Annotated in this window: 11 protein-coding genes; 3 read left to right on the forward strand and 8 right to left on the reverse strand. The window is 70.3% G+C overall.

What is annotated here, in order from left to right; all coding sequences use genetic code 11:
- Positions 1-49 precede the first annotated feature (49 nt).
- Entirely contained in the window at positions 50-1,636 is a 1,587-nt protein-coding gene (locus RV986_RS39010; protein ID WP_475921891.1) for an ankyrin repeat domain-containing protein, read from the forward strand.
- A 24-nt stretch (positions 1,637-1,660) separates the two neighbouring features.
- Here the strand turns inward: RV986_RS39010 and RV986_RS39015 are convergent, their stop codons facing one another.
- The 5 genes from RV986_RS39015 to RV986_RS39035 all read right to left on the reverse strand — a co-directional run bounded on the left by RV986_RS39015 (position 1,661) and on the right by RV986_RS39035 (position 5,912).
- On the reverse strand, positions 1,661-2,413 hold the full coding sequence (locus RV986_RS39015; RefSeq protein WP_475921892.1) for an amino acid ABC transporter ATP-binding protein: 753 nt from the start codon (positions 2,411-2,413) through the stop codon (positions 1,661-1,663).
- Positions 2,410-3,312 (reverse strand): amino acid ABC transporter permease, encoded by a 903-nt coding sequence (locus RV986_RS39020; protein WP_475921893.1) that lies wholly within the window; start codon positions 3,310-3,312, stop codon positions 2,410-2,412. The genes RV986_RS39015 and RV986_RS39020 overlap by 4 nt, the downstream gene beginning before the upstream one ends.
- On the reverse strand, positions 3,309-4,193 hold the full coding sequence (locus tag RV986_RS39025) for an ABC transporter substrate-binding protein (RefSeq protein WP_475921894.1): 885 nt from the start codon (positions 4,191-4,193) through the stop codon (positions 3,309-3,311). Before RV986_RS39025 ends, RV986_RS39020 begins: the two co-directional genes overlap by 4 nt.
- Before the next feature lie 363 nt (positions 4,194-4,556).
- Positions 4,557-5,213, reverse strand: a complete 657-nt coding sequence (locus RV986_RS39030; protein WP_475921895.1) for an MBL fold metallo-hydrolase — start codon at positions 5,211-5,213, stop codon at positions 4,557-4,559.
- A 9-nt stretch (positions 5,214-5,222) separates the two neighbouring features.
- Entirely contained in the window at positions 5,223-5,912 is a 690-nt protein-coding gene (locus RV986_RS39035) for a maleylpyruvate isomerase family mycothiol-dependent enzyme (protein ID WP_475921896.1), read from the reverse strand.
- Positions 5,913-6,135: 223 nt separating this feature from the next.
- Here RV986_RS39035 and uvrA point away from each other — a divergent pair, with 223 nt between their 5' ends.
- Positions 6,136-9,192, forward strand: coding sequence for an excinuclease ABC subunit UvrA (uvrA, locus tag RV986_RS39040; protein ID WP_475921897.1), 3,057 nt, complete (start codon positions 6,136-6,138; stop codon positions 9,190-9,192).
- A gap of 172 nt (positions 9,193-9,364) precedes the next feature.
- Here uvrA and RV986_RS39045 read toward each other — a convergent pair whose 3' ends face one another.
- Entirely contained in the window at positions 9,365-10,276 is a 912-nt protein-coding gene (locus RV986_RS39045) for a carbohydrate kinase family protein (protein ID WP_475921898.1), read from the reverse strand.
- Entirely contained in the window at positions 10,273-11,472 is a 1,200-nt protein-coding gene (locus RV986_RS39050) for a LacI family DNA-binding transcriptional regulator (RefSeq protein WP_475921899.1), read from the reverse strand. Before RV986_RS39050 ends, RV986_RS39045 begins: the two co-directional genes overlap by 4 nt.
- Before the next feature lie 267 nt (positions 11,473-11,739).
- On the opposite strand from RV986_RS39050, the gene RV986_RS39055 reads away from it, so the two are divergent.
- Positions 11,740-12,153 carry a Rieske (2Fe-2S) protein gene (locus tag RV986_RS39055; protein ID WP_475921900.1) on the forward strand — a complete coding sequence of 138 codons (414 nt, stop codon included), beginning with the start codon at positions 11,740-11,742 and terminating at the stop codon, positions 12,151-12,153.
- A 10-nt stretch (positions 12,154-12,163) separates the two neighbouring features.
- Here RV986_RS39055 and RV986_RS39060 read toward each other — a convergent pair whose 3' ends face one another.
- Positions 12,164-13,111, reverse strand: a complete 948-nt coding sequence (locus RV986_RS39060) for a hypothetical protein (protein ID WP_475921901.1) — start codon at positions 13,109-13,111, stop codon at positions 12,164-12,166.
- Positions 13,112-13,425: the final 314 nt, after the last annotated feature.

Here is a 13,425-nt window from a genome sequence, read left to right on the forward strand (position 1 = left end):
AGCGGATGCGCGGAGTCCGATTGTCGGTGGCGGGTGCCACGATCAAGTCATGGATTTCTTCGACGGATTGATCGAACCCGACCCGCCCGACGAGCCGCAGCCGGAGACACACCACCGACTGGGCAGCTACCCACCGCGTGCGGACGAGTCCTTGGCGCCCGCGGACTGGTTCGTGCCCGCCCAGCTGCCGCAGGTCATCGAGCTCGGCGCCGGACCTGAGGTGCGCGTCATGCTCACCGCCTGGCAGGTGCGGCCCGCGCCCAAGGAAGCACCGCCCCGGCCCACGCTCCGGCTCAAGGGCGGAGGCGGCGGCGGGTTCCACCACCAAGTCGAGCTGCATCTCTCACAGTTGCCCCCGGAAGGGTCCATGCAACTGGTGGTCGAATGGCCCGACCAGGGTGTGCCCGAGACGCGTACGGAGATCGACGCGACGGCGCTGCGGGCCGCGGCCGCCGACGTGGTGCGGATCCGGCCGGAGACCGCACCGCCGCCCCCTGAAGAGCACGGAGACGAGCCCGAGGCCTTCACGGTCGTCAGCACGGGCCCTTCGGAGATCATGGCGCAGGCCGTCGTCGGCCCTGCGAGGCGACGTGGCGGCCGACCGGCCGCTCCTCCGCCGCAGCGGGAGCGCGGGGACTGGAAGGCCATGGGCCACGCGGGATGGCAGGACGTCGACCTCGTCAGGGCACGCCTCGCGCACGGAGCCGACCCTCTGGCGGAACTCGACTCCTGGTCCGGGGAGACCCCCTGCACCACGCCGCGGAGCACGGCGTGCCCGAGGTCGTCGCCGAACTCCTGCGGCACGTCGAGAACGTGGAGGTGGAAGCGCGGGAAGGACGCACCCCGCTGTGGGAGGCGGTCTGCCACGGCCGCAGGGCGCGCGGAGCTGCTGCTCGCCGCGGGCGCGGACGCCTGGAGCCCCCAGACGGGCGGCCGGTCACCGGGGCGCCTCGCCCTCACCACGGAGCTGGCCCCGCTGTTCGAGGCGCTGCCGAACGCCGTGCCGCTCACTCCGGAGGAGCGCGCCGCGCAGGAGGACGCCGACCTCAGGGCCGCCGTCTTCCACGACATCCATCTCGGAGGCCATTCGATCGCCTTTGTGGCGGAGATCGACGAGGAGACGGCGATCCGCCGCCTGGGCGCCGATCCGGCCGCCACTCCCGTACTCGATCTCGACCGGGAGCCGGGTCGGTACGGCACCGGGCCGCACGGGTTCGATCCCGACGACCATGAGCTCGCCGAGCGCTTCGTGGGCGTCACCGGAGTACCCGGGGGATGCGTTCTGATACACCCCGCGCATTTCCGGGTGAGCACGCCGCACGTGCTCAACGCCCTCTCACCCGGCACCACCGCCTACGGGCTCTACTTCAACGCCAAGGGAGGCACCTTCGGCGACTTCTCGCGCGACGGTCGCAGCGAGTGCCACGAGGAGATCGGCTTCGTGTTCGGGGACGAGCCCGGCCTCCACTGGCTGTACCGCTTCTGGCGGCGGGACAAGCCGTCCGGCATGTGGGGCGCCCACGAAGTCGCGTACGCCTCGCACCGGGGCGGCGTACGCGTCACGGACCGCCGCGCGGTCGAGGGGCCGCCGCGGCGCTGGGCGGAGATACCCCGGGGCAGTGAGCTGCTCGCCTGATCCGCGCCGCCACCGAGGCGCGACTCAGAGCCGCCCCGCCTCCACGATCCGGCGCAGGAACCGCTGGGTGCGCTCCTGCCGCGGGCTCCCGAAGACCTCCTCGGCCGTGCCGCGTTCGAGGACCACACCGCCGTCCAGGAAGCAGACCTGGTCCGCGACCTCGCGGGCGAAGCCCATCTCGTGCGTGGCCAGCACCATGGTCATGCCCTCGCCCTTCAAGTCCCGCACGACGCTCAGGACCTCGCCCACGAGCTCCGGGTCGAGGGCGGCGGTGATCTCGTCGAGGAGCAGCAGCCGAGGACGTACGGCCAGTGCGCGGACAATCGCGGCCCGTTGCTGCTGGCCACCGCTCAGCCGGTCCGGATACTCTCCGGCCTTGGCACCGAGCCCGAGCCGTTCGAGCAGCTCACGGGCGTGCGCCTCGGCTTTCGCACGGTCCACGCCGTGCACACGGCGCGGGGCGAGCGTGATGTTCTCCAGCACGGTCATGTGCGGAAAGAGGTTGTACGCCTGGAAGACCACGCCGATCCGGCGGCGTACGGCGTCCTGGTCGGCCCGTGGGTCGGTGATCTCCTCGTCGTCCAGCCAGATCGCGCCGTCGTCGATCTCCTCCAGGAGGTTCGCGCAGCGCAGCAGGGTCGACTTGCCGGAGCCGGAGGCGCCGATCAGCGCGGTCACCGTGTGCGGGGCGACCTCCAGGCCGACGTCCCGCAGGACGACCGAGTCGCCGAAGGTCTTGCGGACGGACTCCATCCGCAGTACCGGAGTGCCGGTCATATGGTCCCTCCCTGGGCTCGACGGCGGTCCATCCGGGCCGTGATCCAGTCCGTGAAGCGGGTCATCGGGATGGTCAGGGCGACGAAGACCAGTCCCGCGACGATGTACGGCGTGTAGTTGAGGCTGCGGCCCACGATGATGTCCGCGGCGCGCACCGCGTCCACCGCGCCGCCGATCGACACGAGCCCGGTGTCCTTCTGGAGGGACACCAGGTCGTTGAGGAGCGGCGGCACCTGGCGGCGCACGGCCTGGGGGAGGACGACGTACCGCAGAGCCTGCCGGTTGGTGAGCCCGAGCGAGCGGGCCGCGGCGCGCTGCGAGGGGTGGACGGACTCGATGCCGGCGCGGAACACCTCGGCGACGTAGGCCGAGTACGTCAGGGTCAGCGCCGTGCCGCCGAGCAGTACCGGGTCGACCGTCACGCCCTGGAGCCGCAGGGCCGGGACGCCGAGGACCACGATCATCAGGTTGATGATCAGCGGGAGTCCGCGGAAGAAGTCCGTGTACGCGGCGGCCAGTGCCCGGATCGGGAAGAACACCGGGCCGCGCAGGGTGCGGGCGACGGCGATCAGCATGCCGAGGACGAGGACGGCGACGCCGCATATCAGAAGCAGCCGGACGTTGAGCCAGAGCCCTTCGAGGACCTTGGGGAAGGCCTCGCGCGCGTACTGTCCGTTGAAGAACGTCTCCTTGGTGCGCGGCCAGCCGGGCGCGCTGACGACGACGAGGTAGAGGACAACGCCGGTGACCAGGGTGGAGAGCGCGGCGATCGCCGTCGCGCGGCGGGCCCGGGTGCGCTTGTAGCGCTCCCGCTCGATCCGCCGCCGCGACGGGACGTACGCCTCGGGCATGTCGCCCTCGCCGGAGTCCTCTCCCGACTGCTCCTTGGCGACGGTCACTTGAGTACCGGAGCGTCGACGGCCTCGGACAGCCACTGCTTCTCGATCGAGGCGAGGGTGCCGTCCTGGCGCAGGGTGTCCACGGCCTTCGTCACGCACGAGGTCAGCGCGCTGCCCTTGTCGAGGACGAGCCCGAACTGCTCGGGCGTGCCGCCGGTGTTCTCGAACTGCCCGACGATCTTCGCGTCCGTGACCTCGGCCGCCGTGATGTAGAAGGCGGTCGGCAGGTCGACCACGATGGCGCCGACCTGGCCGTTCTTCAGCGCGGACTTGGCCTGGTCGTTCTTGGCGTACGCGGCCGGCTGCCGGGTGGGCTTCACCACGTCGTTGATGTAGTTCAGGCTGGTGGTGCCGACCTGGGCGCCCAGTTTCACGCCCTTGAGGTCCGCGATGCCCTTCGCCTTCGCGGCCTTGGAGCCCTTGAGCGCGATGACGGCCTGGCGGACGTCGTAGTAGCCGGACGAGAAGTCCACGGCCTTCTTGCGCTCGGCGCTGATGGACACCTGGTTGATGTCGAAGTCGAAGGTCTTCACGCCGGGCGCGAAGGCCTTGTTGAAGGGGACGGTCTGCCAGACGACATGGTCCTTGTCGTAGCCGAGCTGCTTCGCCACGGCGTACGCGACCGCCGACTCGAAGCCCTGACCGTTGGCGGGCTTGTCGTCCTTGAACCACGGCTCGTACGCGGGCTCGTCGGTCGCGATGGTCAGCTTGCCGGACGTCTGGGTGCCCAACGCGCCCTTCGCGCAGGCTTCCCCGGTTGTCCCGGAGGCCTTGGCGGATGCCTTGTCCTCCGGCTGCGGGGCACAGCCCACGGCGACGGCGAGCAGGGCGACGGTGGCGGCGGACGCGGTGCGGCGCAGGGCGCGTTGGGCGAGATGCATGGCGGGAGAGTGACAGTGCGGTATGCCGTTTGTCGAGGTCACAGCGGCAAATGTTCGCATCGTGGGAACGGGTGTTGCGGTCGTGTGAACACTCGATGAGAAGCCCGGCCGATTGTCCTACCGGGGAGCCTCGGTGACGGGTCCTGCCGAGGGGCGGCCGGTCGCTCTGCCGGTTGCTCCGGCTTGCTTCGCCCGACTTCGCCGGAGCCGCCGGCCGAGGGCGGGGATCGAAGGCCGGCGGCCCGTTCCGCATCAGGAGCCGTCTACCTGTGCGGGGCTGCTTCCAGTGGACTGCACCACCGCGTGCGCCGGGAGCGCGCGCGTGGCACCGGCGCGTGTGCTCGATTCACACGGGGCGCGTGTTCACCAACCCCGCGCGTGCCACTCCGGAAGTTGCGGCCGCTCGGCGCCCAGTGTCGTGTCGTTGCCGTGCCCCGGGTAGACCCAGGTCTCGTCCGGCAGTACGTCGAAGATCTTCGTCTCGACGTCGTGGATGAGACTGGCGAACGCCTTCGGGTTCTTGTGGGTGTTGCCCACACCACCGGGGAAGAGGCAGTCCCCGGTGAACACATGGGGGTGCCCGTGCGGGTCGTCGTAGACGAGGGCGATCGAGCCCGGCGTGTGACCCACGAGATGGCGCGCGGTGAGTTCCACGTCCCCCACCCGGATCGTGTCGCCGTCGTTGACGAGGACGTCGGTCGGCACCGGGATGCCCTCGGCGTCGTCCCGGCCCGCGTAGGTACGGGCGCCCGTGGCCGTCACGACCTCCGCGAGCGCCTGCCAGTGGTCGCCGTGTTGATGGGTGGTGACGACGGACGTGATGCCGTCGTCACCGATCAGTGTGAGCAGCGTGCCGGCGTCGTTGGCCGCGTCGATCAGCAGTTGTTCGTCGGTGGCCCGGCAACGCAGCAGATAGGCGTTGTTGTTCATGGGGCCGACCGCGACCTTGGAGATCATCAGGTTCTGCAGCTCGTGCACATCGGCGGGTCCGCCGACCTTCACCGCTCCGCTGTACGTCATGACCGCAGCCTATAGCGGGGGAAGCACCGGAAGTGGCCCGCCGCCGGTGCTCAGCCCCGAACCGTCGCGGCGGCCGGAGAGCCAGCCGAGCAGCTCCGGTGCGGAACCGGTCACGGTGACCTCGGCGTCGCCCTCGGCGTCGCGTCCCGTGCTCCACGCACGCGTGGAGTCCGTGATCCGGGTGGACGGCACTTCGGGGTGTCCCGTGAAGCGGTCGGCGAGGAACTCGATCTCCCGCTCCGCGAACTCCTCCGGAAGATCTTCGAGCTCGTACCCGATCCCGAGATCCACGTGATGCAGCTCGACCTCGACCCAGCGCCGGAACGGCACCCGGGCCGCGGAGTCGACGACCCCGTTGCGCAGTTCCACCGTGCGCGACCAGTCCGCGGGCGCGGCCCCCGCCTCCTGGAACCGGGCCGCGCTCTCGCGCACGTCCGTGAGCTGGGCGTCCAGGGGGCGCGGCGCGTCCCGCTCGATGTCGGCGTCGCGGGCCTCACCGGTGGCGTACATGGGGCGCCCGGCGAGGACGTTCACGAGCGCGTCCGCGTTGCGGGCGAGGTGGGCGAGCACATGCCCCCGGCTCCAGCCCGGCAGCCGTGACGGCTCGGCGGCGGAAGCGTTGTCCAGTTCGGCGGCTGCGCTGAGCAGCCGTTCGGTCGCGTCACGTACAGACGCCAGGTCGCGCACATGATCAATCATGAGGTCGACCCTAGCCCCGCCACACGTTCGGGTGAAGGTGGTCCACCACCCCCGCAAATCGAATGCACGTGCTATACCCTCGGATGCGGCGTCGGGCATGCTGGATGGTCCGGGATTGTTGTGAACCAGGGAAAGCAACCGGCGCTGTCAGTGGCTCCCCCTAGTCTGAGAAAGACGGGGGCCTCGGCCCCTGTCACTTCTCTCAAGAAAGGTGCGGACCGGCGTGGCCGACCGTCTCATCGTCCGTGGAGCGCGCGAGCACAATCTGAAGAATGTCTCGCTCGACCTCCCGCGCGACTCGCTCATCGTCTTCACGGGCCTGTCGGGGTCGGGCAAGTCCTCGCTGGCCTTCGACACGATCTTCGCCGAGGGGCAGCGGCGTTACGTGGAGTCGCTCTCCTCGTACGCCCGGCAGTTCCTCGGCCAGATGGACAAGCCGGACGTCGACTTCATCGAGGGCCTCTCCCCGGCGGTCTCCATCGACCAGAAGTCGACCTCGCGCAACCCGCGCTCGACGGTCGGCACCATCACCGAGGTCTACGACTACCTGCGTCTGCTCTTCGCGCGCATCGGCAAGCCGCACTGTCCCGAGTGCGGCCGGCCCATCACGCGCCAGTCGCCGCAGGCCATCGTGGACAGGGTTCTGGAGCTGCCGGAGGGCAGCCGCTTCCAGGTCCTTTCGCCGCTGGTGCGCGAGCGCAAGGGCGAGTTCGTCGACCTCTTCGCCGATCTCCAGACCAAGGGGTACAGCCGGGCCAGGGTCGACGGTCAGACGATCCAGCTCACCGAGCCGCCCACGTTGAAGAAGCAGGAGAAGCACACCATCGAGGTGGTCGTCGACCGTCTCACGGTGAAGGACTCCGCCAAGCGCCGCCTCACCGACTCCGTGGAGACCGCCCTCGGCCTGTCCGGCGGCATGGTCGTGCTCGACTTCGTCGACCTCCCCGAGGACGACCCCGAGCGCGAGCGCATGTACTCGGAGCACCTGTACTGCCCGTACGACGATCTGTCCTTCGAGGAGCTGGAGCCCCGCTCCTTCTCCTTCAACTCGCCCTTCGGCGCCTGCCCCGAGTGCACGGGTATCGGTACGCGCATGGAGGTCGACCCCGAGCTGATCGTCCCGGACGAGGACAAGTCCCTCGACGAGGGCGCCATCCACCCCTGGTCGCACGGGCACACCAAGGACTACTTCGGGCGGCTCATCGGCGCTCTCGCGGACGCCTTGGGATTCCGGACGGACATCCCCTTCGCCGGTCTGCCGCAGCGCGCCAGGAAGGCCCTGCTCTACGGCCACAAGACGCAGATCGAGGTGCGCTACCGCAACCGGTACGGGCGCGAGCGTGTCTACACCACGGCCTTCGAAGGGGCCGTCCCCTTCGTCAAGCGGCGGCACAGCGAGGCCGAGAGCGACGCCAGCCGCGAGCGCTTCGAGGGCTATATGCGCGAGGTGCCCTGCCCCACCTGTGAGGGCACCCGCCTCAAGCCGCTGATCCTCGCCGTCACAGTCATGGGGAAGTCGATCGCCGAGGTCTCCGCGATGTCGATCAGCGACTGTGCGGACTTCCTGGGCGAGCTGAAGCTCGACGCACGCGACAAGAAGATCGCCGAGCGTGTCCTGAAGGAGGTCAACGAACGGCTGCGCTTCCTGGTCGACGTCGGCCTCGACTACCTGTCGCTGAACCGCGCGGCCGGCACCCTCTCCGGCGGCGAGGCCCAGCGCATCCGCCTGGCCACCCAGATCGGCTCCGGCCTCGTCGGCGTCCTGTACGTCCTCGACGAGCCGTCCATCGGTCTGCACCAGCGCGACAACCACCGGCTGATCGAGACCCTCGTCCGACTCCGTGACATGGGCAACACGCTCATCGTCGTCGAGCACGACGAGGACACCATCAAGGTCGCCGACTGGGTCGTCGACATCGGCCCCGGCGCGGGCGAGCACGGCGGCAAGGTCGTGCACAGCGGTCCCTTGAAGGAGCTGCTCGACAACGCCGAGTCGATGACCGGCCAGTACCTGTCGGGCAAGAAGGAGATCCCGCTCCCGGACGTCCGCCGGCCGGCAGACCAGAGCCGCAGGCTGACGGTGCACGGCGCCCGCGAGAACAACCTCCAGGACATCGATGTGTCCTTCCCGCTGGGCGTGCTCACGGCGGTCACGGGTGTTTCGGGCTCCGGCAAGTCGACGCTCGTGAACGACATCCTGTACACGCACCTGGCGCGCGAGCTCAACGGCGCCCGGAACGTCCCCGGGCGGCACACGCGCGTGGAGGGCGACGACCTGGTCGACAAGGTCGTGCACGTCGACCAGTCACCCATCGGCCGAACCCCCCGGTCGAACCCGGCGACGTACACCGGGGTCTTCGACCACGTCCGCAAGCTGTTCGCCGAGACGACCGAGGCGAAGGTGCGGGGCTACATGCCCGGCCGCTTCTCCTTCAACGTCAAGGGTGGCCGCTGCGAGAACTGCTCCGGCGACGGCACCATCAAGATCGAGATGAACTTCCTGCCGGATGTGTACGTCCCCTGCGAGGTCTGTCACGGGGCGCGCTACAACCGGGAGACCCTGGAGGTCCACTACAAGGGCAAGTCCATCTCCGAGGTCCTCGACATGCCGATCGAGGAGGCCCTCGGCTTCTTCGAGGCCGTCCCCGCGATCGCCCGCCACCTGAGGACGCTCAACGACGTCGGTCTCGGCTACGTCCGGCTCGGCCAGTCCGCGCCGACGCTGTCGGGCGGTGAGGCGCAGCGCGTCAAGCTGGCGAGCGAACTGCAGAAGCGCTCCACGGGCCGCACGGTGTACGTGCTGGACGAGCCGACCACCGGTCTGCACTTCGATGACATCAGCAAGCTGATCACGGTGCTCTCCGGCCTGGTCGACAAGGGCAACACGGTCATCGTCATCGAGCACAACCTCGACGTCGTCAAGACCGCCGACTGGGTCGTCGACATGGGCCCGGAGGGTGGCAACGGCGGTGGTCTCGTCGTCGCCGAGGGCACGCCCGAGCAGGTCGCCGGGGTTCCGGCCAGCCACACGGGCAAGTTCCTGCGCGAGATCCTGGGCGCGGACCGGGTCAGCGACGCCGCCTCCGTGCCGGCCCCTCGCAAGACGGCGGCCAAGAAAGCGGTCGCGGCCAAGTCGACGGCCAGGAAGACGACCACGAAGGCCGTCAACAACACGGCCACGAACAAGGCGGTCGCGGCCACGAAGCAGACCGTCGGGAAGCAGACGGTCACGAAGAAGGCGGCTCCCGCGAAGAAGACCACGCGGGCCCGCAAGGCCTGAGTCAAGCGGCCTTGGTACAAGGCCTGCCAAGTTCCAAAAGGACGGTGCCCCACGAGAACTCCCCGTGGGGCACCGTCCGTTGCCCGGTCGGTTGCCCTGTCACTGTTCCTGTCCCCGCCGGTCGTCGGGGACAGACCCGTCGGTCTGGGCCAAGAGGAGGGATCCGGCTGGCTCAGGGAGCGCCGAGTTCAGCGGCGTACGGGGGTTCCGCGCCCGCTCGTGAGCAGGTGATCGCCGCCGCGCGGGCCGCGAACCGCAGCAGTTCGCTCCAGCCGTCGGCGCCCAGGCCGGCCAGTGCCGCCGCGGACAGCGCGTCCCGCGCGGCCAGGCCGTGCAGCAGGGCCGCGTTCACCGTGTCGCCCGCGCCGATGGTGTCCACGACCTCGACCGGCTCGCCGGGCACGGAGTGGACGGAGCCGTCCTGGGTGAACACCGTCATCCCGTCGCCGCCCTGGGTGATCACGACCGCCGCGGGACCGGACGCCAGCCACTCACGTGGGGTGCCGCCCAGCCACAGCGCGTCCTCCTCGGAGAGCTTGAGCAGGGACACCGACGGCAGCCAGCTCTTGAAGCGGGCCCGGTAGGCGTCCGCGTCGGGGATCAGCCCGGCCCGGATGTTGGGGTCGAGCGTGGTGAACACGCCGCGCGCGGCGGCGGTTCGCATCAGCTCCTCGTAGGCGCTCGCGCCCGGCTCCAGTACGAGCGAGCAGGTGCCGAAGGACACCGCCCTGGTGGAGTCCGGGAGCTGGTCCGGCGCCGCGAACAGGCGGTCGGCCGTCCCCTCGACGTAGAAGGAGTACGCGGCGGAGCCGTCCGCGTCGATGGAGGCGACCGCGAGGGTCGTCGGCTCCGTACCGCGCTGCACGGAGGACACGTCGACGCCCGCCTCACGCAGCCCGCCCAGGAGTGCCTCGCCGAAGGAGTCGTACGAGACCCGGGAGCAGAAAGAGGTGGGGGAGCCGAGGCGGCCCAGTGACACGGCCGTGTTGTAGGGGCCGCCACCGCGCGCCGGCCGCAGGCTCACGAGCGCGCCCGCGCCCTGCGGTACCAGGTCGATCAGTGCCTCACCGGCGACGACGATCACAACAGGGATCCTTTCTCGGGGCTCTCGGGGCTCTCGGGGCTCTCGGGGCTCTCGGGGTTCGTTGGATTCGGGGAACTCGGGGAGCTCATGGGGCTTCCCGGGGGGCTTGTGGGGCTGCTCGTGGCGCCTTGGGGAGTGCGCCAGGGCGGGCCGGGCTTCCTGGGGGGCTCCCTGGGTGGTTCCGGACAGCCGCACGAGGTGCGGTGGACGAAGGCGCAGGGGAGCCGCACGGTGCGGGCGGCGCGGCCCGGCGCGGCCAGCCGTTCCAGGAGCAGTCGGACGGCCTGCGCCCCGATCTCCTTGCTGGGCTGGGAGATCGCGGTCAGCCGGGGCTCGAACAGATCCGCCCAGGCGAAGTCGTCGAAGCAGCACAGTGCCAGGTCGTGCGGGACGGACAGACTGTGCTCGCGCAGGGTGCGCAGGGCGCCGATGGTCATCGCGTTGTTCCCGGTGACCAGCGCGGTGGGAGGGGCGGCGAGGGACAGCAGGGTGCCGGTGGCGCGCTCGGCGGCCGCCGCTTCGGAGTCACCGTGCGCCACCAGTCGTTCGTCGTAGGGGAGCCCGGCGGCGGCGAGACCGTGGCGGTAGCCGGAGATCCGCTCGGCCGTGGTGCTGAGCCCGGGCAGGCCCGCGACGAGTCCGATGCGTCGGTGGCCCCGTTCGGCGAGATGTGTGACCAGCCGCGCCATGGGCTCCGCGTTCTCGGCGCAGACCTGGTCGAAGCGGAAGGACGGGCGGTCGGCCGGCGCCTTGACCAGCCGGTCCAGGAACACGGTCGGCACGTCGTGCTTGCCGAGGTAGCGCAGGAGTGCGTCAGGATCCGCCGAGGGTGCGACGATCAGGCCGTCGACGCGTCGCTCGTGCAGCAGCTGGACGACCTTGCGCTCGTGCCGCGGGTCGTCGTGCGGATCGGCGAGCAGCAGGCTGTAGCCGTGCTCCAGGGAGCCGGCCTCGACGCCCTGGAGGATTTCCGTGAAGTACGGGTTGCTGATCGCCGACACCGCGAGTCCGATCGACCGGGTGCGCGAGGTGACCAGCGAACGGGCCAGGGTGTTGGGCGTGTAGCCGAGCGTTTCGATGGCGTCCAGGACGGCCTGGCGCGTGTGGGGCAGCACGGGGCGCGTGTCGTTGAGCACATGGGAGACGGTCGCCACGGACACCCCCGCGTGCGCCGCCACGTCGACCATGGTTGCCATCGCGTCGCCCCTCCTGGTCGTGCCTTTCGGGCCATCGCCGGTGTTGACCGACGTATGTCGGCCTTCGGCGGCCCGCGTAGGCCTTCAGCGGCCTTTGCCGGTGTTCCGCGGTCTTCTGGGGCGGGAACGTACCGCATCCAACGCCGCACGTAAACGCTTGCGCAAACGTTTACGTGTTGTCACCCACGCCTCCAGGAACCCCCTCAAGGCGGAATGATCCGTACCGGTATCGTCGAGAGGCACCTGGCCCCGACCCGTGGAGACACCATGCCTGCCCGCCGTACCGTCCTGCGAGGAGCGGCGCTCACCCCGGTCGCCGGGATCGTCCTCACCGCGTGCTCCGGCGGCAGTGGCGGCAGTGGCGGCGGGACTCCGGCGACGCCGACCGCGCCGGTCGAGCTGGGCGCGGAGAGCGAGATCGCCAAGGGGTCCGCCAAGTTGTACCGGGACGAGAACGTCGTGGTCAGCCGTGCGGAGAACGGTTCCCTCAAGGGGTTCAGCACGATCTGCACGCACGCCGGGTGCCCCATCAACAAGCTTCAGGGCACGACGCTCGTCTGCCCGTGCCACGGCAGCGAATTCGACGCGGCGACGGGCAAGGTGCTGCGGGCACCGGCCACCGTGCCCTTGCAGGAGCTGTCCGTGGAGGCGAAGGGCGGGAAGATCGTCGCGGGTCCCTGACCGGCCGGGATCACTCCCAGTCCCAGCCGATCCCCACGATGCCCGACCGCACCCGCGGCTCGACGAGATGCACCGAGCGATGGCGCCCGCTCAGGGGCAGCTCCTGGCGGCCGCTGCGCGGGGCCGCCGCCGAGTGCTGGGCGAACCGGTGACAGCGCACGGGCAGCGCCTCCTCGTCGAACCGCACCTGGAGGGCGTACTGCCCGCCCGCGAAGCCGAACCCGCGCACGTACTCGCTGGACGCACCGGCTGTGCCGTCCTCGAAGGCGTAGCGGAAGAGGAACGTATCGCCTGCGCGCAGCCGGGTGTCGAAAAGCAGCTCGGCCACCAGTACTCCGGTGTCGTGATGCCATCGCACCCGTCCCGTACGGCAGTTCTCCAGGGCGTGGACCGCCGTGCGTTCCGGGGCGCACCCCGGGTCGCCGTGGTGGATGGCCACATAGCGGTCCACGCCGTCCTTGTGAGCGCGCACGATGTGGTGCGACTCGCGCGCCAGCAGCTCGCGGTGCGCGCCGATCCGGACCCGTTCGTGATGGCCGATGGTGTGCAGGCCGCCGTCGAGCGGTGACTCCAGTTCGGCCAGGAGCTGTTCCAGGACTCCGGAGGCCTCCACCAGGGAGCGGTACGAGCGGCCGACGGGGCGCTGCGGGGCGGAGCGCTCGTCGTCCTTGGCCAGCAGCCGGATCAGCGACTCGTCCGGGAGCTGGAGGATCTCCTCCAGGGCGCGTACGGCGCGCAGCGACTCGGGGCGCTGCGGACGCCGGGCGCCCTGTTGCCAGTAACTCAGGCTCGTCACCCCGACCTTGACCCCGTAACGCGAAAGATGGTGCTGTACGCGCTGCAGCGGCAGGCCGCGGGCGGCTATCGCGGCGCGCAGCGCGACATGGAAGGGGCCGCCGGCGAGGGCCGTCTCCAGTTCTGCCGAGGCGACGTCCGCGTGCTGTGTGCCGTGCCGCATGCAGGGGCCTTTCTGTGAATGTTCACAACGGCTGGTCAGACCGTCGAGTCGTGGGTCCCTCAGGGGCGCCCGGCCGGCGCGCGGGGCTTGTTCACACGCGCCTGTCGCCGTCCACGCCCCCGAGTTCCCCCGCATTGAAGCGTGTTGACCAAGCCCCGACAACACCTGATGCGGAACCTACGCACCCCGCCGTACCGCCGCCGCGTACATGCCCCGCCGCTCAGCGTGACGTCACCGAGCGTCACCGTGCGGCCCGTGGACGGTCCGCACCGGCCGGGGCCGGGGAAGGAGCGCAGGCGGGGCGGGAGGCCGTC

The organism is Streptomyces sp. RLA012, assembly GCF_056270325.1.

Bases quoted from the DNA above. Each gene is read 5' to 3' on its own strand.
- RV986_RS39060 (WP_475921901.1), bottom strand. From the start codon at position 13,111: ATGCGGCACGGCACACAGCACGCGGACGTCGCCTCGGCAGAACTGGAG.
- RV986_RS39055 (WP_475921900.1), top strand. From the start codon at position 11,740: ATGCCTGCCCGCCGTACCGTCCTGCGAGGAGCGGCGCTCACCCCGGTC.
- RV986_RS39035 (WP_475921896.1), bottom strand. From the start codon at position 5,912: ATGATTGATCATGTGCGCGACCTGGCGTCTGTACGTGACGCGACCGAA.
- RV986_RS39010 (WP_475921891.1), top strand. From the start codon at position 50: ATGGATTTCTTCGACGGATTGATCGAACCCGACCCGCCCGACGAGCCG.
- RV986_RS39050 (WP_475921899.1), bottom strand. From the start codon at position 11,472: ATGGCAACCATGGTCGACGTGGCGGCGCACGCGGGGGTGTCCGTGGCG.
- RV986_RS39025 (WP_475921894.1), bottom strand. From the start codon at position 4,193: ATGCATCTCGCCCAACGCGCCCTGCGCCGCACCGCGTCCGCCGCCACC.
- RV986_RS39015 (WP_475921892.1), bottom strand. From the start codon at position 2,413: ATGACCGGCACTCCGGTACTGCGGATGGAGTCCGTCCGCAAGACCTTC.
- RV986_RS39030 (WP_475921895.1), bottom strand. From the start codon at position 5,213: ATGACGTACAGCGGAGCGGTGAAGGTCGGCGGACCCGCCGATGTGCAC.